Here is a 24,570-nt window from a genome sequence, read left to right on the forward strand (position 1 = left end):
CCTCTTATGCCAAAGTGTTAATTTTTAGTAATAATAGCCGCTATTCTTATATCTTCGCCGGTTTGCCACCCTTTCACCAGCGAGCCGACGTTATAGCAATGGAGATTGCCATGGAGCCAGATGCGCCGCGTCAAAATTTAGCGATTAACGCTTACCGCACGCTCAAGCACGACATTATCCGAGGCCGCTATGCGCCTGAAGAGAAGCTCCTTATGAGCCGCTTAAAGGAGCATTACGGCGTTAGCACCGGGCCGCTACGGGAGGCGCTTTCGCAACTGGTAGCCGACCGCCTGGTCGTGGCTATTAGCCAGCGGGGATACCGCGTAGCGCCCATGTCACTTGCTGAGCTTAATGATATTTACGACGCACGTGCCCAGCTGGAAGGGCTTATTTTGCGCCTGGCCATCGAGCGGGGCGACGATGAGTGGGAAGCCTCGGTGGTAGCCACGGCACACCGGCTTTCCAGGGTAACCGATATCAGCTCGCCCGATGAACTACTTGATGGCTGGGATACACGTCACAAGGCGTTCCATACCGCGATTGCCAGCGGCTGCAACTCCCCTCACCTGCTGCAAATGCGCCACACTCTGTTTGATCAGGTGGAACGTTACCGCCACTTGTGGCTACAGGAAACCGTTATGTCGCCCACCGCACTAGCGCAAAAGCGCCAAGAGCACGCCGCCCTTGTTGAGGTTATTTTGGCCCGCAATGCCGAGCAGGCTGACACGTTAATGCGCGACCACTTGATGACGCCAGTCCCCATCATTACGCAAGTGCTTAAGGCTCGCGGCATCCAATAAATTCTTCATTTCAAAAAAATGTAGATATTTTTAAATAACGGCGATAAACTGGAATGGCTTTCAAAGTAGATCGCTGGATCGGCGTGGGCGCCTGGATGTGTCGACGCGAACCTGTTTCCCTCAAGAATCCTCAGGAGACTATGTAATGACACATTTCAATTGGGACGACCCGCTATTGCTGGAGCACCAGCTCACCGAGGAAGAGCGCCAGATTCGCGATGCCGCCCACGATTACTGCCAAAACAACCTGCAGCCCCGTGTGTTAAGTGCATTTCGTGAAGAGCGCTTTGACCGCGAGATCATGACGGAGATGGGAGAACTGGGCCTGCTGGGCGCGACCGTTTCCCCGGAGTACGGCGGCGCAGGCGTTAACCACGTTGCGTACGGCTTGATAGCCCGAGAAGTGGAGCGTGTCGATTCCGGCTACCGTTCGGCCATGAGCGTACAGTCATCGCTGGTGATGTATCCCATTGAAGCGTATGGCTCAAAAGAGCAAAAACAAAAGTACCTGCCCAGGCTTGCCAGCGGTGAAATGGTCGGCTGTTTTGGCCTTACCGAACCCGACCACGGCTCTGATCCAGGCGCGATGATTACCCGCGCGGAAAAAGTCGACGGCGGCTACCGGTTAACCGGCGCCAAAATGTGGATTACCAATAGCCCGATTGCCGATATCGCCGTGGTATGGGCCAAGTCGGCTGCCCACGACAACCAGATCAAAGGCTTTATCGTCGAGCGCGGCACGGAAGGCTTCTCCACCCCCAAAATTGAAGGCAAGGTGTCACTTCGCGCCTCGATTACCGGTGAAATCGTACTGGATGGCGCCTTTGTCCCTGAAGAGAACCTGCTGCCTAACGCCAGCGGCCTTAAAGGGCCTTTTGGCTGTTTGAACAAAGCGCGTTATGGCATTGCATGGGGTGTAATGGGCACCGCTGAATTCTGCTGGCACGCCGCCCGCCAGTACACCCTGGACCGCAAGCAGTTTAACCGCCCGCTGGCGGCTAACCAGTTGATTCAGAAAAAGCTGGCCGATATGCAAACGGAAATCACTCTGGGCCTTCAGTCCGCGCTTCAGGTGGGTCGTCTGATGGATAGCGGCAACTGGGCGCCGGAAATGATTTCGCTGATCAAACGCAACAACTGCGGCAAGGCGCTGGATATTGCGCGCATGTCGCGAGATATGCACGGCGGTAACGGCGTTTCCGACGAGTATGGGGTAATTCGCCATATGGTGAACCTGGAGTCGGTGAATACCTACGAAGGTACCCACGATGTTCACGCATTGATTCTTGGCCGCTCTCAAACCGGCATTCAGGCATTTTTCTAAGCTGCCGCGCACAAACCACAACAGGCCACAGGAATCATCATGAGCAACGTAACCAAACCGCTGGCAGGCATTAAGGTACTCGATATTTCTCGCGTACTGGCCGGGCCCTGGTGTGGCCAAATGCTCGCGGACATGGGGGCCGATGTAGTGAAGGTCGAGCGCCCAGGCAGCGGCGACGACACGCGCCACTGGGGGCCTCCCTGGCTTGAAGACACCGCAGAGTCAGCCTATTACCTGTGCGCCAACCGGGGAAAACGCTCGGTGACGATTGATATGGCCAGGCCAGAGGGTCAGGCGCTGATCAAGCAGCTCGTTGCCCAGTCAGATGTGCTGCTTGAGAACTTTAAAGTCGGCGGCCTGAAGAAATACGGCCTGGATTACGCCAGCCTAAAAGAACTTAACCCGGCGCTGATCTACTGCTCGATTACCGGTTTTGGCCAGCAAAGTCCCTACGCCCACCGCGCAGGCTACGACTTTATGATTCAAGCCATGGGCGGCATCATGAGTTTGACCGGCAAACCCGACAGTGAACTCGGTGGCGGCCCGATGAAGAGCGGCGTGGCGTTTACCGATATTTTTACTGGCCTGTATGCCGCCAACGCTGTGCTGGCAGCGCTTTACCAACGCCGTGACAGCGGCGTTGGCTGCCATATTGATATGGCGCTGATGGATGTCCAGGTAGGCGTGCTGGCCAACCAAGCGCTTAACTACTTAACCTCCGGCAACGTGCCTCAACGCTTGGGCAATGCGCACCCTAACATCGTGCCCTATCAAGCGTTTTCGACCGCGGATGGACACATCATTGTGGCCGTAGGCAATGACGCACAGTTTGCGCGCTTTTGTGAGGTGCTCTCGCTAAGCGATCTGCCGCTCGATGAGCGTTTCGCCACCAACGGCGCCCGCGTTAACCACCGTGAAACACTCGTGCCCCTACTCGAAGCGGCCCTTGCTCAGCGAACCATGGATACATGGCTCACCGCTTTTGAAGCAGCAGGCGTGCCCAGCGGCCCCATCAATACGCTGGACCGCGTATTTGATGACCCGCATGTAAAAGCGCGCGGCTTAAAACAGACCCTGCCCCACTCACAGTCTGGCCAGGTGGATCTGGTGGCTAACCCTATTCGCGTCAATGGTCATTCCATGAGCGCCAGCACAGCACCGCCAGGCTTGGGTGAGCATACTGAACGTGTGTTAAACGACATCGGCATTAGCTCGGCCCAACAACAGGCACTGCGTGAGGCAGGTATTATTTGATTGCTCGGCGTATACGGTGTTTACGCCTATTAATTACGCACTATGCTGAAAGCCTATCCCTTATTAGATAGGAGTTGAGCCATGAGCAATGCTGAGCTAAACGAACTAAAGCGGAAATACGTTGCCAACGGCGCAGCGAGCCCTGCCACAGCGTTTGCCGACCATGCCGAAAACGCTGAAGTGTGGGATGCTGATGGCAACCGATTTATCGATTTTGCTGGCGGAATCGGCGTCCTGAACATCGGCCACCGCCACCCTAAAGTGGTTGCCGCGGTGAAGGCACAGCTCGACAAGGTAATGCATACCTGCCAAACGGTCATGCCCTATGAAGGCTACGTTCGAGTAGCCGAAAAACTTAGCCACCTGGTACCGGTTCGTGGCCACGCCAAGGTAATGCTGGCCAACTCCGGCGCCGAAGCGCTGGAAAATGCCGTCAAGATTGCCCGCGCAGCGACCGGACGCGCTAACGTCATCTGCTTTGATGGCGGCTACCACGGCCGCACCTTCTTCACCATGGCGATGAACGGCAAAGTAGCGCCCTATCAAACCGACTTTGGCCCCATGCCAGGCACCGTATTTCGGGCGCCCTACCCGGTCGATTATCACGGTGTCAGTGAAGATGAAGCCCTTCGCGGCCTGATGATGGCGCTTAAAACCGACGCGGGCCCGTCCAATACCGCCGCCATCATCCTGGAGCCCGTGCTTGGCGAAGGCGGCTTTTACCCGGCGCCTGCCTCGTTTCTTAAAAAGATCCGCGACATCTGTGATGAGCACGGCATTCTGATGATTATTGACGAGGTGCAGTCTGGCTTCGGGCGCACAGGCAAGATGTTCGCCATTGAGCACAGCGGTGTTGAGCCCGACATCATGACCATGGCCAAAAGCATGGCCGATGGCATGCCGATTTCAGCCGTAGTAGGTACCGATAAAATAATGGATGCCTCTGGCCCCAACTCACTGGGCGGCACCTACACAGGCAGCCCAACCGCCTGCGCTGCTGCACTTGCCGTTATGGAAGTGTTTGAGAAAGAGAACATCCTGGAAAAAAGCCAAGCCCTCGGCGATAAGCTGGCCAAGCATTTTAATCAGTGGCAGGCACGTTACGAAAGCGTCGCTAATGTTCGCCACATGGGCGCTATGGGCGCCTTTGAACTCGTTGCTGATAAAACTACCCGAGCGCCCAATGCAGAGCTTGCCAGCGCATTATGCAAAAAGGCCCGCGAAGAGGGTTTGATTCTGCTTTCCTGCGGGATGTACGGCAACACCATCCGCTTTTTAATGCCCATTACCATCGAAGACGACGTTTTGAACGAAGGGCTGGATATTATCGAGTCATGCCTAGAATCGCTGGTTTAGAACGAACACGTGTCGAAAACAAACGCGCCGCTCAAATTGAGCGGCGTTTCGTCGCCAAATCAATCACGGGGTCGTCGATCGCCCTCCAGGAAATTGGCCGTAAATACCGCTTTGCCGTAGGTCTCAAACGACCACTTCATCACCTCGCTCAAGGCTGCCATCACCGCATCGAACTCACCAAATATCTGAGTGCTCATGCGGTTGGGATACACCTCTAGCCCCGTCGCCTCAAGGCGCTTGACCACGTCTTTTACTAGCGGTTTAACATCATTGCCCAGCGGGTAGTAGCTAAGCTGTACAGAAAGATACATAACGCCTCCTTACGTTGTGTGTGGTGGCCTGCCAGTTACGCTCGAAAAGCGCTGCCAAGCGGCCAGAATGGCTAACCGTGTTTCGTCGGGGTGCTCCATCGGAAACATATGGGTTCCTGGAGTGTCGCTTACGGTTAAGCCTTTCCGCTTCAAACGTTTGATACGCGCTGCGGTAAGCAAATCCGACTCCTGACCGGCAATAATCGCCAGCGGCAAGCCTACCCGGCTCGGCAAGCGCGAAAGGTGGTCCGGCAAGTGGCGAAAAATCTCCACCTCGACACGCGGATCAAACGTCAATTCTGCGCTGCCATCCTCTAAAAGCCGGGTACCTGCTTCAATGTAGTCGTTAAGCGCTGCCGGGGTAAAGCGGCTAAAGAGGCCGCGCTGACTTAAGGATTTAGCCATCACCTCGCGGCTTGGCCATACGCTGCGCCGCCCTTGGGTCTTACCTGCCGGTGTAATGCGATCCATAAAGCCAAAACGTTTGGCCACTTTCATGGCCCAGGCATCGGCTCCCAGCATCAACGGCGGGTCAAGCAGGATCACCCCGCAAAAACGCTCGGGCTGCTTGTCGGCCGCCATGGCCATCAGCGTGCCGCCCAGCGAGTGGCCCACGCCTAGCAGGGGCGCTTGGGTATCCGGCAGATAGCTTAATAGCTCATCCACCAGGTTGGCCCAATTGTGGTTCACTGGGTAGTCTGGATGATGGCCAAGCCGGTCCACGGGGTGGATTTCAAAGGTATCGGCCAAGGGTTCGAGCAGACTTTTATAGCTTAGCCCAGGAAACCCATTGGCATGGGCAAACATCAGATGAGGCCGTGCGGGGGTTGTTGTCATAAAAAAACTCTTGGGCCTTTAACGCCGCCGTTATGGTCGCCAGTACACGTGGCAATACCGTTTTCATACAATCTTTCTCATATAAGCGTTTTCATACAACCGTTTTAACGTGCGGACTAAAGAGCGTCAATCGACATAAGGTTTAACAGGCTAACAAAATATCGGTAGCCGCTGATTTCTAAAACAGCGATAGCTGCTCGGCCGGTGCGGCTTCTGCCAAGCGATACCCCACCCCCAGCAGACGCACCGGGCGCTCGCCGCGCGCCCAACCAACGTTCAACAGCGTCTCGAACTGCTCAAGGTTGGGCGCGGGGTCGGCATGCTCCACCGTGGTTTGGGTAAAATCGTTAAACTTCACCTTGACCATTAACCCTCTTACGCCAGGCGGTGGGTCCAGGCGGGCATAGCGGCGCTCTAAATCTTCTAACAGCACGGGGAGTTGTTGGCGGCACTCCGCAAGCGTGGGCAGGTCCTTGGCATAGGTCTGCTCGGTACTTACCGATTTACGCTCACGATGGGTTTTAACCGGTCGCTCGTCATGGCCAAGGCTTAGCTCGTGCAGGCGTTTACCAAAGCGGCCAAACTGTTCCACCAGTTCAGTAAGTGGGCGAGCACGCAGGTCAGCGCAGGTATGGATATCCAGCCGCGCCATCTTTTCAGCGGTGCGTGGGCCCACTCCATGAATCTTTTTCACCGGCAGCGCCTGCACAAAGTGCTCCACTTCATCAGGCGTAATCACACACAGGCCGTCCGGCTTGTTCCAGTCGCTGGCGATTTTGGCGAGAAACTTGTTGGGTGCTACCCCCGCCGACACGGTGATGCCTACCTCCCGCCGAACCCGCTCGCGGATCGCCTGCGCCATGCGCGTGGCACTTCCCTGGTGCAGCGTCACTTCGGAGACATCCAAAAACGCCTCGTCCAACGACAAAGGTTCGATTAAATCGGTCACCTCGCGATAGATCGCAAAGACCTGGCGCGCCACTTCCTTGTACTTGGCCATATCGCCACGGATAAGCGTTAAATGTGGGCAGCGTTTCAGTGCCTGAGCCATCGGCATGGCGGAATGAATGCCGTATTCGCGGGCGGGATAATTGCAGGTTGCGACCACCCCGCGCTGCTCGACGCTCCCCCCAATGGCAATGGGAATATCCTTGAGCGCCGGGTTGTCGCGCATTTCTACCGCCGCGTAAAAGCAGTCACAGTCGCAGTGGATAATTTTGCGCACTGGCCACCCTTCTCACCTGTAAAAAAACACAGTTTATCACAGGTTTTTCCTGTTCAGGTTCCGCAGAACGTTCTTAATACTTGTTCGCTGCTGGTGGCGGGAACGGCTAGGCGGCGCGCTTCCGGTGAATCATCGAAGGGCTTGGTCACCGCTGCAAGCAAGGTATGAAAAGGTGCGTAGTCGCCCTCGTAAGCGGCATTAATGACCTCCTGAACGCGGTGATTACGCGGAATAACGACCGGATTGGCGTGCCGCATCGCCTCCCAACGCGCTGCATCCTGATGAGCAACACACTCGGCCTGCCAGGCTTCTATCCACGCGCCCAAGGCGTCAGGCTGAGTGGTTAACGCAAGCACGGCATCATGGGCTTGGGCACCCGGTGAGGCCGCGTACTGGGTCAACGCATCAAAGGTTGCCGTCATATCCATCTTGCCTTGGGACATTTGGATTTCAAGCGACGCCATCAGCGTATTGGCTTGCTCGCTATCAGACGAAAGCCCTAACTTATCCGCCTGACGCTTGCGCTGCTCATCGGCATGTATATCGGTAAAACGATGAATGGCCTGCGTTGCCTGCTCCACCGCTTCATCGCCCGGCGCCTGCATTAGCGGCAGTAACGTTTCCGCCAGGCGGGCCAGGTTCCATTGGGCAATCGCGGGCTGATTGCCAAAGGCGTAGCGGCCTGCCTCGTCAATAGAGCTAAACACCTTTTGCGGATCAAACTGCTCCATAAAGGCACAGGGGCCGTAATCAATGGTCTCCCCGGTAATGCTGGTGTTATCGGTATTCATCACACCGTGGATAAAGCCTACGCTCATCCAGTGCGCCACCAGCGCGGCTTGGCGGGCAACAACCGCCTCCAGCAGCGCCAGATAAGGATCATCGGCTTGGGCCGCGCTTGGGTAGTGGCGCTCAATCGCGTAATCCGCCAAGGCTTTTAGGGTTTGTTCATTACGCAGCACCGAAGCAAACTGAAAAGTGCCGACGCGCACGTGGCTGCGAGCCACTCGGGTGAACACAGCCCCTGGCTCAGGTAGTTGGCGTCTAACCACCTCTCCGCTGGCTACCGCGGCCAGCGCCCGCGTAGTGGGTACGCCAATCGCCGCCATAAATTCACTGACCAGGTACTCACGCAGCACAGGCCCCAAGGGCGAGCGGCCATCACCGCCGCGTGAAAAAGGGGTTCGCCCGCTGCCCTTCAGCTGTATATCCCGCCGCTGGCCCTGCTCGTCTACCACTTCGCCCAGCAAAAGCGCCCGGCCATCACCAAGCTGGGGGACAAAATTACCAAACTGGTGGCCCGCATAGCCAAGCGCAATAGGGTCCGCGCTTGGGGGCAGCGTATTACCGCTAAACCACTGCGCCAGCGTGGCATTATCAGGTACCTCACTCGCCCCAAGGGTTTGGGCAAGGGAGTGATTAAAGGCAATTAAGCTGGGCGCTTTTATCGGCGTGGGCTGGCACGCTATCCACAGCGGCTCAGGCAGTGTTTTGTAAAAATGCTCAAACGTCAGCACAGTCACCTCCTCTATCATTGGGCGTTATCTCCTAATACCCTAGCAGTTCACTCAAGCAGGCGGTGAGATAATGTCATCACTTCACGGGTTACCTTTGCCTCCGGTGTCACGCGGCTTTTATCAACGCGATACCGTCGCCGTCGCCAACGACCTGTTAGGTTGCTGGTTAGTGCGTGTCATGGACGGCGTTCAGATGGCGGCGCGTATTGTCGAAACCGAAGCTTATTGCGGCGCCCACGACTCAGCCTGCCATGCCCACCGTGGATTAACGCCTCGCACGGCGGCGATGTTCGGCCAGCCCGGTCACGCCTACGTGTACCTGGTGTATGGCATGCACTGGCTGCTTAATATCGTTACCGAGCCTGAAGGCTCGCCTTGTGCGGTGCTGATCCGCGCTGTTGAACCCGTACTTAACGAACAGACCATGCGCGAGCGGCGCAGTATACCGGGCAGGCAATTATGTAACGGGCCCGGCAAACTCACCCGGGCACTTGGCGTGGATAAAGCACTTTACGGCCACGATATGACGCGCACCGAGCAGTTGTGGGTATGTGCAGGCAGCCACTCGACGCCCATTGCCAGCGGTCCGCGTGTCGGCATCGACTACGCCGAGCCTCATGATCGTGATGCGCCCTGGCGGTTTTGGCTGGAAGGCAACCCGTGGGTATCCAAAGCGCGCTGACCCAGCGTCAATTGCTTAACGGCGTGGGTTAATACCGGCGTTAATGGGGCGCACCATTGATAGCTGAGTAGCGCATCTGCCCGAGTAACACCCAGCGACAGCGAAGCAACAGGTAGCCCCATGGCATGGGCGTCACGACAGAAGCGGTAGCCCGAAAACACCATTAACGACGTGCCTACGGCCAGCACCGCATCCGCCTTATTCAAGCCTGCCTGCGCCGCCTGACGACGCTCTACAGGTACTACATCGCCATAATAAACCACGTCGGGCTTTAAAATACCGCCGCAACGCGGGCAATCAAGCACGCGAAATGTACTGAAATCGGTTTCCAGGTCAGCGTCTCCATCCGGTGCGTGGGTCGCATTCAGTACCGCAAAGGCAGGATTCATGCGCGCCATTTCGCTATGCATCGCGTGGCGCATCATCTGATAATGGCAGGTCATGCACTTCACCAGATCCGCCCGGCCATGCAGGTCGATGACACGCTTTGAACCTGCCCGCTGATGAAGGCGGTCAACATTCTGCGTTACCAAAAGCTCCACAAAACCCATCGCTTCTAGCGCGGCCAACGCCTGGTGAGCGCCACTTATCTGGGCTTCGCGGAGCGCTTTAAACCCAACCAGCGCACGCGCCCAATAGCGCTGGCGCACACCAAGCGATGCCATAAAGTCGCCATGCTGAACGGGAGGTGGCCGTTTCCACTGCCCGTTAGCATCGCGGTAGTCGGGAATACCGCTATCGGTACTCACACCTGCGCCGGTAATTACCCACAACCTGGGGTGCTGCTCGATAAAGCGAGCAAGTTCAAACCCCGCTTGGGCCACACTTTTTCCCATTTCCACGGCCTGCGTCAATTGATGCCCTAGGCAAGTTTCCCCTATCTCGACGATACTGTAGGACATTATGGGCACATGCAACGTACTTGACGCGGTGCCGACGACGCATTCAAGGAGCGCCTCATGCAGAAGGATCACGATATCATCATTGTTGGCGGTGGCATGGTCGGCGCCGCGCTAGCTGCCCGGCTGGGTAATGCGGGTTACTCTATCGGACTGATCGAACGAGGTGCCGCGCCCACCCCCATGAGCGGCGATTACGACCTGCGTATCTCATCGCTTAATGCCCGCTCGCTGGCGTTTGTTAAGCTCAGTGGTACAGACCTGCCCCAGGAGCGCTGCTGCCCCTTCCGCCATATTGATGTCTCCAACCTGGACGGCACTGGGCATAGCGTGTTCTCTGCCAGTGATAGCGGCATGGACGATTTTGGCCTGTTTATTGAAAACCGAACGCTTCAGTACGCCCTTTGGCAGCGCCTTAAAGAGCTGCCCAGCGTTACCTGTTATACCCACTGCGCACCTATCAATACGCTGATTGCTGGCGACAAGCGGGTGGTCGAACTGGATAACGGCAAGATGCTGAGCGCGCGCCTGGTGGTCGGTGCCGACGGCGCGCGTTCAACGCTACGCCAGCTAGCGGGCATCGAGGTGACTAGCCATAACTACCATCAGCGGGCGCTGATTGTGAACGTGGAAACAGCGCTTCCTCAGCAGGATGTGAGCTGGCAATACTTTACGCCGACCGGACCCATCGCCATGCTGCCGCTACCCGGCCATCGGGCATCGTTAGTGTGGTACGACCATGATGAGACGACCAAAGCCCGCGAAGCGCTGGATGACGACGCGCTTAAAGCGGCGATTGAAAACGCGTACCCTAAACGGCTGGGCAAACTGACCCGCATTGTCGCCCGCGCCAGCTTCCCGATTAAGCGCCAGCACGCCCGCCGCTATATCGGCAAGCGCTTGGCGTTAATTGGCGATGCTGCCCATGTGGTTCATCCGCTGGCAGGCCAAGGGTTGAATATTGGCCTGCACGATGCCGATACATTGGCCGAGATGGTTATTAAAGGCCGCGACCCGGGCGACCACATTAACCTGCACCGTTTCGAGTGCCAGCGTCGCGTGGCAAACCAGGCCATGATCGCCGCGACCGACAGCTTCCACCATCTGTTCACCGGTGCCAAACCGCTGCGCCAGCTGGGTGATCTAAGCCTGCATTTGGCCGAACGCTTCCCACTCGCCAAGCGCATGATGATGCAGCAGGCCAATGGGTTGAATCCGTTTAAGAGGGGATAAACGTATTTGATAACGGTCGGTAAACGCAGTGGCGCAGGCTGCCAAGTAATGGAGCTTGCGCCAGCTACTTACGGGTTATTAGCACTTCGTAAGGCGGTGAGTCCCACTCCCGCTGACTGAAAACCACCGTCAACCGCAATTGTCTGCCCCGTGACATACCCGCCCTCCGGGGAGCATAAAAAGGCAATCACCTCGGCTATTTCTTTCTCCTGGCCAAACCGGTTAAGAGGAATGGTCTCAAGGTAGCTTGCTTTCATTTCCGGCGCGGCTTCCACCAGTTTTGCCAATAGCTCCGTCTCTACGGGCCCAGGCGCTACACAGTTGGCTCTTATACCGTGCTCGCCCAACTCCATTGCCTGCTGCTTGGTTAAATGAATAACCGCCGCCTTGGACGTACCATAAGCCGTTCTTAACGTACTGGCGCGCAAACCCGCGATAGAAGCTACGTTAACAATCGCTCCGGATACCTTTTTCATCAGCGGCGTAAGGGCCTGCGTAACAAGAAAGGTGCCGTCCAGGTTCACCGACATGATTTTTTTCCAACTATCAAAGCCAGTCTCCTCTATCGGATGAAGAGCGGCTATTCCTGCGTTATTGACTAGCGCGTCGACACGACCATATTGGCGCTCGATGGCCGCAGCCATGGCGCTAACGTCATCAGGATTAGAAACATCACTTTCGATTGGCAGCACGCCGCTGTACGTCTCGGCCAATTCGTTGGCAGCCGTGTAGCTCATATCCACCACGGCTACGTCATAACCCTTTGCAAGAAAAATCTCTACAGCAGCAAGCCCGATTCCCCGCGCACCACCGGTTACAACGGCAACTTTTTTAGTGACCATCAAGCACCTCTTCTCTCGTTATTATTGACTGACCAAAAGCATGGATATCTGCGGGAAAAAAGCCACTAATGCGAGCCCTACCAAACACGCGCCAACACAAATAAAGGTGCCTCGCGCTATTTTTTCAATGGAAAGACCTGTCACATTCGCAGCGACATAAAGATTAATACCCACAGGTGGTGTTATCAGGCCAATGGAGAGGTTAATCATCACCAAAACACCAAACCAGACAGGGTCCCAGCCAAGCTGGTGCACAATAGGAAGAAACACCGGTAACGAAATAAACATCACCGTCACCGCATCCATAAACATGCCAATAATCAGCAAAATCAGCATGATAACCAATAAAACAACCCACTCATTGTTGCTCATGCCTAACAGCATGGAAGAGTAAGTGCCTACCAGGTCATCAACCGTCACCACCCAACCAAACAGGCTTGCGTAAGCAACCACCAGCATAACGACGGCAGACGATGCCGCCGCATCACTAACGGCTTCATACAATTTTTTGATGCTTAATGTTTTATAGATGACCGCACCCACCAGCAACGCATAGATAGTGGCCACTAATGCGGCTTCCGTAGGGGTAAACACACCGGCGTATATCCCTCCCAAAATAACGACCGGCGTGAGCAAGCCCCAAAAAGAGTCTTTAAAGGAAGCCCATAATCGACCTGCATAGCCCAGTTGCGGGTAAGGGTTATCGCCCATCGACATAACGGAAGGTTCAGATGACAGGCCCGATGATCCCGCAGCTCCCGCGTTTTTCACGCGCCCCCACGGCAGGGTCACTATCATTAAACCGCCCATCATCAAGCCAGGTAAAATGGCAGCCATAAACAGCTTCGATATTGAGGTTTCAGCAATAACGCCGTAAATCACCAACCCGATAGAAGGCGGGATAACAATCGACAAGGCCGCGCCCGTACACACCAAACCTGCAGCATAGGCCTTGCGGTAGCCGTCTTCTTCCATGCCTTTTATGATCATGGGCCCAATGGCGGCAACCGATGCCGGGCCAGAACCGCTAACAGCACCCCAAAACAAACAAACGACCGTACCGACGATGCCCATTCCACCGGGAAGACCACCCACCAGTACTCTGAAAAATCGGATCATCCGGTCAGCGATTCCAAGCCTTCCCATCAACGTTCCAGCAAGAATAAAGAAGGGAATCGCTAATAATGAAAATTTGGTAATACCTGTCGCAATCAAATCACCGGCGAGATCTAATCCAAACCCCATGTGCCACATTGCATAAATAGCGGATAGACCGAGTGAGAATGCGACGGGTACTCTCAACAAAAGCAGCAGGAAAAAGACGGTAATCATCTGTGAACCTGTCGAAAGCGTGCCGAAGATATCAAACATCTGCGCCTCCGATCGTGGGTTCCACGTTGCCGTTCATTTCTTGCCATGCACGCTGCAAAAATCGAATAGCAATGAGAATAAAGCCAAAAGGTATCGCAACGTGGTAGTACCAGGCGGGTAACCCTAGGCCGTAAGAGCGGGTTCCACTATTAAACTGATTGCTTAACACTTCCCAGGAGAAATAGGCTGACATGCATAGTAACGTTACAGACAGCAGCACAGACAACATAAAGACGACTGTTTTAGCGTGCCTTGGCAATACGTTATAGAGAACAGTTACCGCCAAGTGTTCACCCCGCCTTGCCGCAATCGCCGCGCCAAAAATAGTTAATATCAAAAACCCATTGGTAAGAAGTTCTTCTGTCGCGGCAAGCGAGTAGTTAGTACCGTATCGAACAACGACATTAGCGAAGCCAAGTAGCGCCATACTCAAGAAGAGGCCAGTGCATACTATTTTTTCAAATTCGTTAATTATAAATTTCATAAGGCATTGACCCTATACTGACACCAATAACTCTGACTAAGGTTAGTCAGAGTTATTGTCAGTAAATGCTATTCGTTATTGCTGCTTGGAACTTTCTATCGTTTCGACAAAGCTGGAAACGATGTCAGGACCGACTCTTTCAGCCCAGATATCAAAGGCAGGTGCCGTTGCTTGCCTAAATACCTCGATCTCTTCCGGGGTCAATTCGGTGATATCCATGCCTTGCTCACGAAGTAAATTGACGCCCTCAGCCGTATTTTCGCGTGTAATGGCGAGCTGATGCGCCATGGCCTGGTCAGCCGCTTGCTGAACCATCTCCTGCGTTTCAGCATCGAAGCTTTCCCAACGCTGCTTGGAAATGCCTAAAAAGATAGGGTCATACGAGTAGTGCCAGAGCGTTATATAGTCTTGCACTTCATAAATACGCTGGGGAATGATAACGGCACCAATTCCATTTTCCTGACCGTCAACAACGCCTTGCTGCAATGCCGAGATCGTCTCGACCCACTGCATTTGCTGCGGGTTGGCGCCCAATGCATCCATAACATCAACATACATAGGACCTGCCACGCGCATATTTAACCCGCGCATATCGTCAGGGCTACGAATCGGCCGTTTACTATTGGTCAGTTCACGAAAACCGCTTTCACCCCAGGCCAGCACCTTAACGCCCTTTTCATCCATGATCTCTTCAAGCAACTTAACCGGCTCGCCGTTCATGGTGGCGTCTACCTGATCATAACCGTCGTAGAGATAAGGCAGTGAAAAAACAGCCATTTCAGGTATTAACGGCGTGACATTAATGGCGGAGGTCATCACTAAATCAATAGCGCCCCTACCCACCATTTCAAACTGGCGCATCTGGTCGCCACCCGCTAACTGCGAGTTAGGAAACGTACGAACCGACAGTTCGCCTTCTGAGGCTTCATTTAACAAGTCGTTAAAGAGTTCAGCGGCTTCATGCCACGTGGTGGTGTCACCGGTGTTATGAGAAAGCCTTAATGTTTCAGCGGATGCCGCACTGGCAAAAAGCAAGCTTGCAGCAGAGGTGGCCCAGACAGTTTTTAAAAAAGCATGGCGTTTCATTATGTTCTATTCCTCGTGGCGTATCCGTGCTAACGCACTTGATTGTTATAATCCACAATATGGACCATTCGTTATATATACGACAATAAAAATTTGCCAAAAGCACTCCAGAAAGTCAAAGTATCAGCAAAATAAGCTCAATACACGCGCCATTACAACAACAATCGGTCCATAATATGGAACACAAAGCCTTAATAACGGAGAGCACAACCGCTGGTGCACAAAGCGTCGACCGTGCACTGGGGTTATTAAGCCTGATTGCTCGACAAGCCGAAGGCAGCTCACTGGCCGATTTAACCAGGCACAGTGGTTTAAACAAGCCCACGGTAAGACGATTGCTGCTGGCACTTATTAATGCAGGAATGGTAGAGCAATCGCCCGCTAATCATCATTATCAATTAGGCCCAGAAGCCTATTTGCTGGGCCACAGAGCTTCCGAGCAACATAACCTGACGCGACTGGCTACGTGCAATGTCGCTCGTTTAGCGCAGCGAACGGAAGATGCCGCCTGTCTTTCTATCCGCCGAGGCCACTTCTCGCTGTGTCTGTATCGTGAAGACGGCGTTTATCCCATTCGGACCCATGCCCTTGTGCAAGGCGCCTATCATCCTCTGGGAGTAGGCGCAGGCTCACTCGCCATGTTGGCAGCGCTGCCTGACGCTGAAATTACCCACGTATTAGATGCACAACGCCCGCTCCTTGAACAGCAGTACCCCCAACTGGCTCCAGAGCATATGGTAAACCTGGTGAACGAAACGCGGTTGCAGGGCTATGCCGTTAACCCTGGGCTGGTGTTTGCGGATTCATGGGGAATCGGCATTGCCCTACGTTGGCCTGATGGCGTACTGGCCGGCTCACTTTCGCTAGCAGCGATAGAGAGCCGTATGCAGGAACCACGTCGTTCCCAAACGCTTGTGCCGAGATTAAAAGAAGAGGCGTTAGCGATTGAGCATCTGTTAGCCGCTGAATTTACAAGACATCAAACATCTCCCACTCCCCTCGCCAGGAGCAAATAATGACAAAAGCACAGATCGTCGGTTGGGCCCACTCCCCTTTTGGAAAATTGCCCGAACCCGACACCCAAGCGCTGATGCAAAGCGTGGTTCAGGATGCGCTCGTTCATGCAGGCGTCGATCATGAGGCTATCGACGGCATTTTTGTCGGTGTCTATAACAACGGTTTCTCGGCTCAGGACTTCCAAGCAGCCCTGGTGGCGATGGGCGACGAGCGCTTTGCGCACACGCCCGCCACGCGTTACGAAAATGCCTGCGCAACAGGCAGCGCAGCGCTGCATGGCGCGCTCGACTTTATAGAGTCTGGGCGTGGGCGCATCGCCCTGGTCATCGGCGCTGAAAAAATGACGGCAACGCCCACTGCTGAAGTGGGCAACATTCTGCTAAGCGCCAGCTATCACCGTGAAGAAGCCCATATTGCGGGGGGCTTTGCGGGGGTGTTCGGCGAAATTGCGGAACGTTACTTCCAAACCTACGGGGACCGCTCCTACGAACTCGCCATGATCGCGGCCAAAAACCACGCCAACGGCGTGTTTAACCCCTATGCCCAAATGCGCAAAGATATCGGCGTCGATTTCTGCGCCACCGTTTCAGACCACAACCCGACGGTCGCAGGCCCTTTGCGTCGCACAGACTGCTCGCTCATATCGGATGGCGCCGCAGCCATGATTATTGCCGATGCTGAGACGGCCGCTCAATTAAAGCGTGCGATTGCCTTTCGGGCACGAACGCAAGCCAATGACTTAATGGCGCTTTCAAGACGAGACATATTGGAGTTTCGTGGGGCATCGATGGCCTGGCAGAAAGCGCTCGCAAGCGCTGACGTCAACATTATGGATTTATCCCTCGTCGAAACACACGACTGCTTCACTATCGCCGAGCTGCTTGAGTACGAAGCGATGGGGCTCGCCAAGAAGGGGGAGGGCTATCGTGTTATTCAGGAAGGTATCACGCAAAAAGATGGCGCCTTGCCCGTCAACCCATCCGGCGGGCTAAAGTCCAAAGGTCATCCTATCGGCGCTACCGGGGTTTCCATGCATGTAATGGCCGCCATGCAGTTAATGGGTGAGGCGGAACAAATGCAAATACCCAATGCAAACCTGGCTGGCGTCTTCAATATGGGCGGCGCGGCGGTCACTAATTACGTGTCTATTCTGGAGCGTGTGAAATGAGCCTGAATGAACACAATAGCCTCGTGCCTGTTTCTACCCGAGTGATGAATCTGTCTCACCTTCTCACCGAAAGCTCGCGCCGCTTCTCGAATGAGATTGGTTTTGTGTGGGGCGAAAAGACCTGGACATGGAAAGAGATGGAGGAGCGTTCACAAGCGTTTGCGTACGCGCTCCGCCATGAAATGGGCCTGCAAAAGGGTGACCGCTTACTGGTTCAGTCCTCCAACTGCCACCAAATGTTTGAAGCGATGTTTGCCTGTTGGAGAATAGGCGCCGTATGGGTGCCGACCAACTATCGTCAGTCGCCCGACGAAGTGGCTTACCTGGCTGAATCCTCTGGGGCAAAAGGCCTGCTTTGTGGCGCCAGCTTTACCCATCACGCCGCCGCTTGTGCCCCTCTTATTGATGTGACGATCTCGATTGGAGAGAGTGATTTCGCCGTCGATTACGAAACGCTGGTTGAACGCTTTTCAGGCCAGCACATGCCAGCCGCCGCGGTTAATCGCGATGACCCTGCGTGGTTTTTCTTCACCTCTGGCACCACCGGACGCCCCAAGGCAGCCGTACTGACCCATGGCCAAATGGCCTTCGTTGTCACTAACCATTTATGTGACTTGATGCCAGGAACCAACGCCTCTGACGCGTCTATCGTCGTCGCGCCTCTGTCGCACGGCGCGGGCGTTCATCAGCTTGCCCAAGTCGCTCACGGCGTTAAAACCATACTCCCGGCGGACGAGAAATTTGACCCCGAGGTGATTTGGCAGCTTGTGGAAAAGTGGAACGTGACCAACCTATTCACCGTGCCCACTATTGTCAAAATGCTCATTGAGCACTCCAGTGTAAAGCGGCATGACCACTCCTCCTTACGCTACGTTGTCTACGCTGGTGCGCCCATGTACCGGTCCGACCAGGTGAAAGCGCTGGAAACATTAGGGTCTGTGCTGGTTCAGTATTTCGGGCTTGGCGAGGTAACCGGCAATATAACGGTGCTACCCCCTGCGCTTCACCACGTTGACGATAACCACATGAAAATCGGGAGCTGCGGCTTTTCGCGTACCGGCATGCAGGTGCAAATTCAGGATAGCAACGGTGCTGAAGTGGCCGCCGGTGAAACGGGAGAAATCGCCGTCATCGGGCCGGCTGTTTTTGCGGGCTACTACAATAACGCCGAAGCCAATCAAAAGAGCTTTCGAGATGGCTGGTTTTTAACGGGTGACCTGGGCCATCGGGATGAAGAAGGATTCATTTACCTGACCGGGCGCGTTTCGGATATGTATATATCGGGCGGCTCCAACATTTATCCTCGCGAGATCGAAGAGAAGCTGCTTAGCCATCCTGCCATTTCCGAAACAGCCGTATTGGGCGTACCTGACCCTGTCTGGGGTGAAGTCGGCATGGCCGTGTGTGTGCTTTACCCCGGCCAGCCACTGGATACTGCCTCCTTGAATGCATGGCTGAGTGAGCGCATTGCTCGCTACAAGATGCCTAAAAGCTACGTATTCTGGGAAGAAATGCCCAAAACGGCTTACGGAAAAATCACTAAAAAGCTCATTCGTGAAACATTAACTGAGCGTGGTGAATTACAGGAGGCAACATGAGTTCTCCTCCCAGCAATGCGGTAGCGCTTGGCTATATCGAACACCCAGGCACGCCTGCACAAACGCGCTACCAGGCGCAGCTCTGCCATACACAAGAGCGATCACTCACGCTTGAAGGCGGCCAAACGCTACATGACGCCATCGTCCAGGCGCTTCAAAAGCAGGCCATCTCGTCAGCGTACTTAACGATCAATAATGCAGCGATGCAAACGCTTCACTATGTCATCCCGGGCGATGACCCAAGTGGGCAACATGCTGCCTGGTATAGTGAAACGCATCGCTTATCACCACCGGCAAACATACACACCGCAGGCATTCATGTAGGCCTGCGTGATGGTGAACCTTTCCTGCATTGCCACGGGATATGGCAGCAAGGCGATGGGCATACCGCGGTTGGCCATCTGCTAGCGCCCGCGTCGATATTAGCCAATGACATTGAGGTGTCGTGTATCGCGATAGAAGGCGCCTATTTGGCCGTCACGGCTGATGAAGAAACCCGGTTTCCTCTTTTTGCGCCTTACCAGGGTGCCAGCAGTGCTGCTAAGCCCAATGCGCTTTTACTGACGCTACGCCCGAATCAAGACCTCAATGCCGCCATCGCAGCAACCGCTAAACGTTACGGGATTGATACGGCACAGATCATGGGCCTTGGAAGCCTGGTGCAAACCTGTTTTACAGACGGCCACCAGCTTAAAAGCCACGCGAATGAAATACTGATACTCGATGGAACATTGAAAGATGGGCAACCCTCACTTCAAGCAGTCTCTGTCGGTATCGGTGGCGAACAACATCAAGGAGCGCTTGCCCCTGGGCGAAATGCTATCTGCGTTACCTGTGAGCTATTGCTGAGCTTTTAATTCGCTCTTATCAGTTAACGTAGAAGGCGTCAGCGCCACGTGGCCCGCCTGGCAACGATGACGAATACCGACAGTTTCCCTTAACGCTATGCTATCGCGTGACCAATTATCGCTGGATAATTTAAGGTTACCTAGTCATACGATTCGCATTCGCCAATAGTATAATTAGGCAGCAAGCTAATGGACGGGATCCATTTACCACTCTTTAGGATTAATCAATGTCTTTAGAATCGGCCGATTTGGCAGCGTTGGAGCGTTTTTTCGAGAAATTGGCACTGCTGCCTAAACCAGAACCTTTAACACCCAATTTGTTTTCCGTTGCAGGGCCAGGTCAGCATGAGAACCGGCTATCCGACTTAATGGCCTTCTTTATGGGCGGCTATCCCGGCGCACCGCACTGGTTAGCCAAGGCCATTTTGCATGCGCTAGCTCGTAAGTTTGATCATGACGATCTACAGCAAGTCGACTGGGAAGCAATCACTACCGAACGGGAAGTAGGAAGCTGGAATGTTGAAAGCGAGTCAACCAAACGCTTGGACTTAGTGGTTTCGGGAAACGACTTCGTATTAGGCATCGAGCATAAAGTATGGGCTGCAGCGACGAATAATCCGTTTTATGCCTATGACAAATTGCTGGAAAGCTATGCGGTTACCACCTACAAGTGCGTTTTATGCCCGGATGACACCAAAGAAGGTGTTCGGATACCCGCCCGTAACGCAGGCTGGCCGACGCTATCCTACTCGGAAATAGTGGCCTCGGCGTATGAACTTTACGGGCAAGACGTGGCCCCGTCCAATCAGACAAAATGGCAAGTTTTCTACCAGGAATTATTACAGCATCTCGCCTCTATCGCCCACCCAACTGAAGAAAAGACGATGACAAAAAACGAACTGGATTTTTCGTTAAAGCATTTCAATAGCTTATATGAAGCATCTCAACGTTTGAAACAATTCGAGCAAGAACTGGTGGCGGAAGGTAAAAGTCATATTGCTGCTGCATTGCAAATAGCGACGACAGACATTAATACCAAAAATAACCCCGAGGACTGGGGTGACAATATAAAAGCCTGGCGCTTTTCCCCCAGTACTTGGGGTAATTCAGGAGCTGCCCAAATATGTCTCATTTATTATCCTTCTTCAGTGTCAGAAGGCGATGAAAGTATCGGTTTTGAAGTTCGAGTATATCTGGAAAGCCAAACAAGCAATGACCCTTGGCTAAAAAATATCGAGCAAGCTTTCCTGGACGTAACACCTGACACTAAACAGCCGAGCTGTAGCTGGTACAGAGACGGTAATGACACGCATACCTGGTACGAAGTTAAAGGGCGCTGTTTAGCATTGAGTGCATGGCCCCACGAGTACACTAAAGCAGGCGCCATGAAAGCGCTGGGCGATTTAGCGAAATGGGTGAACGAGCACGCCTTCCTGCCAGAAGCCCAAGCCACAACCCACTCCTAATAGTGAGCAGTTAACCATCGCTGTATTGCCTCAAGTGACGCCTCGCTCGGTAATGCATTGCAATAGCCACGTATTTTGCACTCCCCACTGGCTGCCTTGTGAGGAGATCGCGATGGTTAACGCTTCTGGTGCTTCCATGTGGTAGACAAATACCTGACGAGCGCTGACTTGTGCCGCATAACTGCCAATGCAGTGATGCATTTGCTTGCCTTCAGCCAGTAAAGCATCCCAACTTTCCAACGCAACAATATCGGATTTTCTAAATGATACTGAATATTAATGCAGCGGTCTGTGGGTTGAATACGCTCAGAAGGTGTTAGTAACTAATATAAGTACCGTGTTTTAGCGAATAGATGCGCAAAAAAAGGGGTAGTCTATTTCTCGTAAAGCTCGCTATTGGGAGTGCTGTACCTTTAATCTCCGCCAAAGGGCTTGATCAAGACGAATCTCAGATTACCCTTCAACTACCCCACCGCCGGTGACACTCGCCATGATGAAAACAGCGTTAGCCCTAGGCACCATGATACTGATCAGCGGGTGTAATCAAGACACCAATACCGCCGCATCAAGTGCCGCCGATTCAGATACGGTAGCCGAGCAAAGCCAGCTCTCTCACGAGGTTACCGATCAATGGGTCGGCAGATGGACGGGGGTGGAGGGTTTATACCTTGAAGTCCAACAGGACGAGACGGCAGGCCCCGGCCATTATCTGCTTGAAATGCAGTACGGCCTGGACGCCGACCAACACGGCACATTCGAAGGGCAAGCCACAGACGACGGCATTAGCTTCAGCCGCGATGACGGCCAGCAGCGACTTCGCGCCGGAGACGGCGAAGCCACCGGCTTGAAATGGCTAGCGGAGAAGGAAGACTGCCTGGTAGTGCAAGCAGGCGAAGGCTACTGCCGCGACTGATTTTCCCGGCAATCACAAGAAGCGGCTACCTGCTTTCGGGTAGCCGCCCATTCGCAAGAATCGTTAAAACCGGGAAAACTTATTCGCTCGCCACTTCAGAAAAGTGGCCCGACTTATCCAGGCTAAATTCAAGAAAATCCCGCGCAAGGTAAAGCGCGCCCGAATAGGCGCTTTGGGCCTCTTTGCGGATATCCTCGATAGAGGGCGATGCCAGGGGGTTGAGCTGATAACGCGGGCTAAAGTGCGTCAGCACCAGGTTGGGCAGCGCTACCGATTCGGCAAAATCAGCCACAAGCCTGGCGTAGCTATGCCCTACTTCAAGCGCCTTCTGGGCCATTTCCTGCGTATACGTGGCTTCATGTACCAGCACTTGCGCCCCTGAGCACGCGTCCCACAACAGCTCAGGCTGGGCATTGTCCCCCGCGATGACCACTTTCCTGGCCTCATACTTGAGGAGTAAAAACTCATGGCTTGTTAATGTCTCACCCGCGAACTCAATATCGAACCCTTTTTTTAACTGCCCCCACAACGGCCCTCTGGGAACCCCCTTCTGGATGAGCTTTTCGATGTCCAAGGCAGCATCGACGTTTTTCTCTGTCAACGCATAGGCATAGGACGCCACCCCATGGGAAAGTTTGAACGTGGCAACCGCCATGTTTTCAAACTCAATGCTCGGCAGGTCATCTGAACAGATAAATTCCAGCGCGAAAGGCAAGCTTAGCTGCGTGGCCTCGCAAGTAGCCTCCCACCACGCTTTGATGCCTGCGGGTGCGACAATGGTAAGCGGCGCTTTTCGGCCGTTCATTCCCGCGCTCGCCAGTATGCCCGGCAGCCCATAGCAGTGGTCGCCGTGCACATGGGTAATCAAAATGGCGTTTAATGAATGAAACGACAGCTTCGTACGCAAAACCTGATGCTGGGTGCCCTCTCCACAATCAATCAGGTACCAGCCTTTGCCCTTGCTCTCGCGCAAAGCAATGCCAGTCACATTTCGGCTTTTGGTGGGCACACCGGCGGAGGTGCCTAGAAAGAGCAGGTTCATAATTATCCAAGTGATTTGAAGCTCGGCTTAACACAGCCTGCACAAGACGTTATGACTTGAAATCGGCTTCTTCGGCAAGCGAAACAACGATGATTGTGGGTTTTCAATTGGTATTTTCCTGCTCCTTGACGTACTTGTAATCTGCCAAATATCCCACTTCGCCACCACAGGAGCATTGCTCGACCGCTTTTCGCGTAACAACCTTCTCGCATTGAACGCAGAACTGTTCATGCCGCCGCCTTCTCTTCCAGCAATATAGAAACATGGCAAGATAAATAGTGACTCCCAGAAACGCGTAAAACGGTAAACGCCCAAACAGCCCCCCAACTGACAGGATCAAGGCTGCTTCTATATTTTAAATAGCCAACCTTTTGCGAGGTTGCAGCCATAAGCAGTAGAAAAAGCGCCATGAAACCCGGCTGTAGCGTCACTTGCCCCAGTCCATTGAGCGCCCACAGTACTTTTTGAATATTGACGACGATGCTCAACGATTGAAAAAAGCGTTCGCTGGTAGATGTAATATACTGCCGTTTAGCACCCTACGACTTAAATTTATTTAGTCGACCCAGTACCTCCTGTGCCTCGGGCACACCTGCAGCGGCCGATTTTTCTATCCACTCACAGCCTTTCACATAATCCTCGTAGCCAGCCCAGCCATCAATGAGCGCCAGCCCCCAGTTATATTGGGAAAGCGAATGACCTTTATGGGCTGCTTTCTCGAAGTACTCACCGGCCTTGACGTCATGGACGGGCACAAACTGCCCTAGCATGTGCATACAGCCCAGTTGAAACTCCGCCTCTATACACCATTTGCCATTTAGACCTGCGGTTTTTTCAAAATACTGGTAAGCCTTGGCATGATCCTCCTTTACCCCCTTGCCATTGAGGTAGCGATAACCAAGCCCAAGCGCTCCTTTTTCGCCTCCCAGCGCATCCAGTTGCTTGAGATGGCGGACTGACCTCGCCTCGTTATTATCTTCGAAGCTGGCCGCCATAAACTGATGATAGGAAATACATAATTTTTTCCAGGTAGCGTTAGGTAGCCATGCCTTGAGAATAGGCTGTTTAACGTCAGTGTTTACCCGGCGCAGGCGGGGAATACGCTTGAAGGGGCCAGAGCCAAGCGTCCACTTCAAGGTAGCGTCATGAATGGGTGCAGCGCACTCTTTACAGATCAGTCGCGTTCTATAAAGAGGCCTTGCAATGCTTACAGAGCTAAGCAGCAGCAGACCCAAAAAAGAGGCTATATCGTTTGCTACATAAAAGATGAGAGCGCCAAGTCCCATCACGAATATAA

The 24,570-nt window shown here is 54.0% G+C and carries 25 protein-coding genes; 12 read left to right on the forward strand and 13 right to left on the reverse strand.

Annotated elements, in window-relative coordinates:
• Positions 1-110: 110 nt before the first annotated feature.
• From csiR to gabT, 4 genes are all read left to right on the forward strand, one after another.
• Positions 111-800, forward strand: a complete 690-nt coding sequence (gene csiR / locus ACT3RQ_RS10765; RefSeq protein WP_087107872.1) for a DNA-binding transcriptional regulator CsiR — start codon at positions 111-113, stop codon at positions 798-800.
• A 145-nt stretch (positions 801-945) separates the two neighbouring features.
• On the forward strand, positions 946-2,124 hold the full coding sequence (locus tag ACT3RQ_RS10770; RefSeq protein WP_444680457.1) for an acyl-CoA dehydrogenase: 1,179 nt from the start codon (positions 946-948) through the stop codon (positions 2,122-2,124).
• 39 nt (positions 2,125-2,163) lie between these two features.
• Complete coding sequence (locus ACT3RQ_RS10775) at positions 2,164-3,378, forward strand: CaiB/BaiF CoA transferase family protein (RefSeq protein ID WP_444680458.1); 1,215 nt, start codon at positions 2,164-2,166, stop codon at positions 3,376-3,378.
• An 81-nt stretch (positions 3,379-3,459) separates the two neighbouring features.
• Positions 3,460-4,734 (forward strand): 4-aminobutyrate--2-oxoglutarate transaminase, encoded by a 1,275-nt coding sequence (gene gabT, locus ACT3RQ_RS10780; RefSeq protein ID WP_444680459.1) that lies wholly within the window; start codon positions 3,460-3,462, stop codon positions 4,732-4,734.
• Between the two features lie 59 nt (positions 4,735-4,793).
• Here the strand turns inward: gabT and ACT3RQ_RS10785 are convergent, their stop codons facing one another.
• From ACT3RQ_RS10785 to ACT3RQ_RS10800, 4 genes are all read right to left on the reverse strand, one after another.
• Positions 4,794-5,045: a thiamine-binding protein gene (locus ACT3RQ_RS10785; protein ID WP_172118653.1), complete on the reverse strand. Its 252-nt coding sequence runs from the start codon at positions 5,043-5,045 to the stop codon at positions 4,794-4,796.
• A 9-nt stretch (positions 5,046-5,054) separates the two neighbouring features.
• Complete coding sequence (locus ACT3RQ_RS10790; protein ID WP_444680460.1) at positions 5,055-5,882, reverse strand: alpha/beta fold hydrolase; 828 nt, start codon at positions 5,880-5,882, stop codon at positions 5,055-5,057.
• A gap of 178 nt (positions 5,883-6,060) precedes the next feature.
• Positions 6,061-7,107, reverse strand: a complete 1,047-nt coding sequence (gene dinB / locus ACT3RQ_RS10795; RefSeq protein ID WP_444631108.1) for a DNA polymerase IV — start codon at positions 7,105-7,107, stop codon at positions 6,061-6,063.
• A gap of 53 nt (positions 7,108-7,160) precedes the next feature.
• The gene (locus ACT3RQ_RS10800) at positions 7,161-8,642 is read right to left on the reverse strand and encodes a protein adenylyltransferase SelO (RefSeq protein ID WP_444680461.1); all 1,482 of its coding nucleotides are present in this window, start codon (positions 8,640-8,642) and stop codon (positions 7,161-7,163) included.
• 52 nt (positions 8,643-8,694) lie between these two features.
• On the opposite strand from ACT3RQ_RS10800, the gene ACT3RQ_RS10805 reads away from it, so the two are divergent.
• A complete protein-coding gene (locus ACT3RQ_RS10805) occupies positions 8,695-9,306 on the forward strand; it encodes a DNA-3-methyladenine glycosylase (RefSeq protein WP_444680462.1) in 612 nt (203 codons plus the stop codon).
• On the opposite strand, the gene ACT3RQ_RS10810 is transcribed toward ACT3RQ_RS10805, so the two are convergent.
• Positions 9,240-10,142: an NAD-dependent protein deacetylase gene (locus tag ACT3RQ_RS10810; protein ID WP_444680482.1), complete on the reverse strand. Its 903-nt coding sequence runs from the start codon at positions 10,140-10,142 to the stop codon at positions 9,240-9,242. The two genes, ACT3RQ_RS10805 and ACT3RQ_RS10810, sit on opposite strands and share 67 nt — an antisense overlap.
• Before the next feature lie 123 nt (positions 10,143-10,265).
• Here ACT3RQ_RS10810 and ACT3RQ_RS10815 point away from each other — a divergent pair, with 123 nt between their 5' ends.
• A complete protein-coding gene (locus ACT3RQ_RS10815) occupies positions 10,266-11,438 on the forward strand; it encodes a UbiH/UbiF/VisC/COQ6 family ubiquinone biosynthesis hydroxylase (protein ID WP_444680463.1) in 1,173 nt (390 codons plus the stop codon).
• A gap of 68 nt (positions 11,439-11,506) precedes the next feature.
• Here ACT3RQ_RS10815 and ACT3RQ_RS10820 read toward each other — a convergent pair whose 3' ends face one another.
• The 4 genes from ACT3RQ_RS10820 to ACT3RQ_RS10835 all read right to left on the reverse strand — a co-directional run bounded on the left by ACT3RQ_RS10820 (position 11,507) and on the right by ACT3RQ_RS10835 (position 15,221).
• Positions 11,507-12,280: an SDR family NAD(P)-dependent oxidoreductase gene (locus ACT3RQ_RS10820; RefSeq protein WP_444680464.1), complete on the reverse strand. Its 774-nt coding sequence runs from the start codon at positions 12,278-12,280 to the stop codon at positions 11,507-11,509.
• Between the two features lie 21 nt (positions 12,281-12,301).
• Complete coding sequence (locus tag ACT3RQ_RS10825) at positions 12,302-13,651, reverse strand: TRAP transporter large permease (RefSeq protein ID WP_444680465.1); 1,350 nt, start codon at positions 13,649-13,651, stop codon at positions 12,302-12,304.
• Positions 13,644-14,135, reverse strand: a complete 492-nt coding sequence (locus ACT3RQ_RS10830) for a TRAP transporter small permease (protein ID WP_192526547.1) — start codon at positions 14,133-14,135, stop codon at positions 13,644-13,646. The genes ACT3RQ_RS10825 and ACT3RQ_RS10830 overlap by 8 nt, the downstream gene beginning before the upstream one ends.
• Before the next feature lie 75 nt (positions 14,136-14,210).
• Entirely contained in the window at positions 14,211-15,221 is a 1,011-nt protein-coding gene (locus ACT3RQ_RS10835) for a DctP family TRAP transporter solute-binding subunit (RefSeq protein WP_444680466.1), read from the reverse strand.
• Positions 15,222-15,397: 176 nt separating this feature from the next.
• On the opposite strand from ACT3RQ_RS10835, the gene ACT3RQ_RS10840 reads away from it, so the two are divergent.
• The 5 genes from ACT3RQ_RS10840 to ACT3RQ_RS10860 all read left to right on the forward strand — a co-directional run bounded on the left by ACT3RQ_RS10840 (position 15,398) and on the right by ACT3RQ_RS10860 (position 21,318).
• The gene (locus tag ACT3RQ_RS10840; protein ID WP_192526545.1) at positions 15,398-16,237 is read left to right on the forward strand and encodes an IclR family transcriptional regulator; all 840 of its coding nucleotides are present in this window, start codon (positions 15,398-15,400) and stop codon (positions 16,235-16,237) included.
• Positions 16,237-17,406, forward strand: coding sequence for an acetyl-CoA acetyltransferase (locus ACT3RQ_RS10845; protein ID WP_192526544.1), 1,170 nt, complete (start codon positions 16,237-16,239; stop codon positions 17,404-17,406). The genes ACT3RQ_RS10840 and ACT3RQ_RS10845 overlap by 1 nt, the downstream gene beginning before the upstream one ends.
• Complete coding sequence (locus ACT3RQ_RS10850; RefSeq protein ID WP_193055309.1) at positions 17,403-19,004, forward strand: acyl-CoA synthetase; 1,602 nt, start codon at positions 17,403-17,405, stop codon at positions 19,002-19,004. Before ACT3RQ_RS10845 ends, ACT3RQ_RS10850 begins: the two co-directional genes overlap by 4 nt.
• The gene (locus ACT3RQ_RS10855; RefSeq protein ID WP_172118640.1) at positions 19,001-19,861 is read left to right on the forward strand and encodes a DUF296 domain-containing protein; all 861 of its coding nucleotides are present in this window, start codon (positions 19,001-19,003) and stop codon (positions 19,859-19,861) included. The genes ACT3RQ_RS10850 and ACT3RQ_RS10855 overlap by 4 nt, the downstream gene beginning before the upstream one ends.
• 218 nt (positions 19,862-20,079) lie before the next feature.
• On the forward strand, positions 20,080-21,318 hold the full coding sequence (locus ACT3RQ_RS10860) for a PDDEXK-like family protein (protein ID WP_444680467.1): 1,239 nt from the start codon (positions 20,080-20,082) through the stop codon (positions 21,316-21,318).
• A 30-nt stretch (positions 21,319-21,348) separates the two neighbouring features.
• Here the strand turns inward: ACT3RQ_RS10860 and ACT3RQ_RS10865 are convergent, their stop codons facing one another.
• Positions 21,349-21,558: a PcfJ domain-containing protein gene (locus tag ACT3RQ_RS10865; protein ID WP_444665924.1), complete on the reverse strand. Its 210-nt coding sequence runs from the start codon at positions 21,556-21,558 to the stop codon at positions 21,349-21,351.
• Between the two features lie 250 nt (positions 21,559-21,808).
• On the opposite strand from ACT3RQ_RS10865, the gene ACT3RQ_RS10870 reads away from it, so the two are divergent.
• Positions 21,809-22,231, forward strand: a complete 423-nt coding sequence (locus ACT3RQ_RS10870) for a hypothetical protein (RefSeq protein WP_172118635.1) — start codon at positions 21,809-21,811, stop codon at positions 22,229-22,231.
• A gap of 79 nt (positions 22,232-22,310) precedes the next feature.
• Here ACT3RQ_RS10870 and ACT3RQ_RS10875 read toward each other — a convergent pair whose 3' ends face one another.
• The 3 genes from ACT3RQ_RS10875 to ACT3RQ_RS10885 form a co-directional block, all read right to left on the reverse strand.
• Positions 22,311-23,273 (reverse strand): ribonuclease Z, encoded by a 963-nt coding sequence (locus ACT3RQ_RS10875; RefSeq protein WP_444680468.1) that lies wholly within the window; start codon positions 23,271-23,273, stop codon positions 22,311-22,313.
• Positions 23,274-23,500: 227 nt separating this feature from the next.
• Positions 23,501-23,761 carry a hypothetical protein gene (locus tag ACT3RQ_RS10880; RefSeq protein WP_444680469.1) on the reverse strand — a complete coding sequence of 87 codons (261 nt, stop codon included), beginning with the start codon at positions 23,759-23,761 and terminating at the stop codon, positions 23,501-23,503.
• A gap of 51 nt (positions 23,762-23,812) precedes the next feature.
• Complete coding sequence (locus tag ACT3RQ_RS10885) at positions 23,813-24,409, reverse strand: tetratricopeptide repeat protein (protein ID WP_444680470.1); 597 nt, start codon at positions 24,407-24,409, stop codon at positions 23,813-23,815.
• Positions 24,410-24,570 lie beyond the last annotated feature (161 nt).

The sequence above is a fragment of the Halomonas sp. AOP43-D1-4 genome (assembly GCF_052446175.1).
GTDB classification, from domain to species: Bacteria; Pseudomonadota; Gammaproteobacteria; order Pseudomonadales; family Halomonadaceae; genus Vreelandella; species Vreelandella citrativorans.

Bases quoted from the DNA above. Each gene is read 5' to 3' on its own strand.
- ACT3RQ_RS10825 (WP_444680465.1), bottom strand. From the start codon at position 13,651: ATGTTTGATATCTTCGGCACGCTTTCGACAGGTTCACAGATGATTACC.
- ACT3RQ_RS10820 (WP_444680464.1), bottom strand. From the start codon at position 12,280: ATGGTCACTAAAAAAGTTGCCGTTGTAACCGGTGGTGCGCGGGGAATC.
- ACT3RQ_RS10790 (WP_444680460.1), bottom strand. From the start codon at position 5,882: ATGACAACAACCCCCGCACGGCCTCATCTGATGTTTGCCCATGCCAAT.
- ACT3RQ_RS10835 (WP_444680466.1), bottom strand. From the start codon at position 15,221: ATGAAACGCCATGCTTTTTTAAAAACTGTCTGGGCCACCTCTGCTGCA.
- ACT3RQ_RS10870 (WP_172118635.1), top strand. From the start codon at position 21,809: ATGATGAAAACAGCGTTAGCCCTAGGCACCATGATACTGATCAGCGGG.
- ACT3RQ_RS10810 (WP_444680482.1), bottom strand. From the start codon at position 10,142: ATGGGAAAAAGTGTGGCCCAAGCGGGGTTTGAACTTGCTCGCTTTATC.
- ACT3RQ_RS10770 (WP_444680457.1), top strand. From the start codon at position 946: ATGACACATTTCAATTGGGACGACCCGCTATTGCTGGAGCACCAGCTC.
- gabT (WP_444680459.1), top strand. From the start codon at position 3,460: ATGAGCAATGCTGAGCTAAACGAACTAAAGCGGAAATACGTTGCCAAC.
- ACT3RQ_RS10875 (WP_444680468.1), bottom strand. From the start codon at position 23,273: ATGAACCTGCTCTTTCTAGGCACCTCCGCCGGTGTGCCCACCAAAAGC.
- ACT3RQ_RS10775 (WP_444680458.1), top strand. From the start codon at position 2,164: ATGAGCAACGTAACCAAACCGCTGGCAGGCATTAAGGTACTCGATATT.
- ACT3RQ_RS10860 (WP_444680467.1), top strand. From the start codon at position 20,080: ATGTCTTTAGAATCGGCCGATTTGGCAGCGTTGGAGCGTTTTTTCGAG.
- ACT3RQ_RS10815 (WP_444680463.1), top strand. From the start codon at position 10,266: ATGCAGAAGGATCACGATATCATCATTGTTGGCGGTGGCATGGTCGGC.
- ACT3RQ_RS10845 (WP_192526544.1), top strand. From the start codon at position 16,237: ATGACAAAAGCACAGATCGTCGGTTGGGCCCACTCCCCTTTTGGAAAA.
- ACT3RQ_RS10805 (WP_444680462.1), top strand. From the start codon at position 8,695: ATGTCATCACTTCACGGGTTACCTTTGCCTCCGGTGTCACGCGGCTTT.
- ACT3RQ_RS10850 (WP_193055309.1), top strand. From the start codon at position 17,403: ATGAGCCTGAATGAACACAATAGCCTCGTGCCTGTTTCTACCCGAGTG.
- csiR (WP_087107872.1), top strand. From the start codon at position 111: ATGGAGCCAGATGCGCCGCGTCAAAATTTAGCGATTAACGCTTACCGC.
- ACT3RQ_RS10840 (WP_192526545.1), top strand. From the start codon at position 15,398: ATGGAACACAAAGCCTTAATAACGGAGAGCACAACCGCTGGTGCACAA.
- ACT3RQ_RS10785 (WP_172118653.1), bottom strand. From the start codon at position 5,045: ATGTATCTTTCTGTACAGCTTAGCTACTACCCGCTGGGCAATGATGTT.
- ACT3RQ_RS10855 (WP_172118640.1), top strand. From the start codon at position 19,001: ATGAGTTCTCCTCCCAGCAATGCGGTAGCGCTTGGCTATATCGAACAC.
- ACT3RQ_RS10800 (WP_444680461.1), bottom strand. From the start codon at position 8,642: ATGATAGAGGAGGTGACTGTGCTGACGTTTGAGCATTTTTACAAAACA.
- ACT3RQ_RS10830 (WP_192526547.1), bottom strand. From the start codon at position 14,135: ATGAAATTTATAATTAACGAATTTGAAAAAATAGTATGCACTGGCCTC.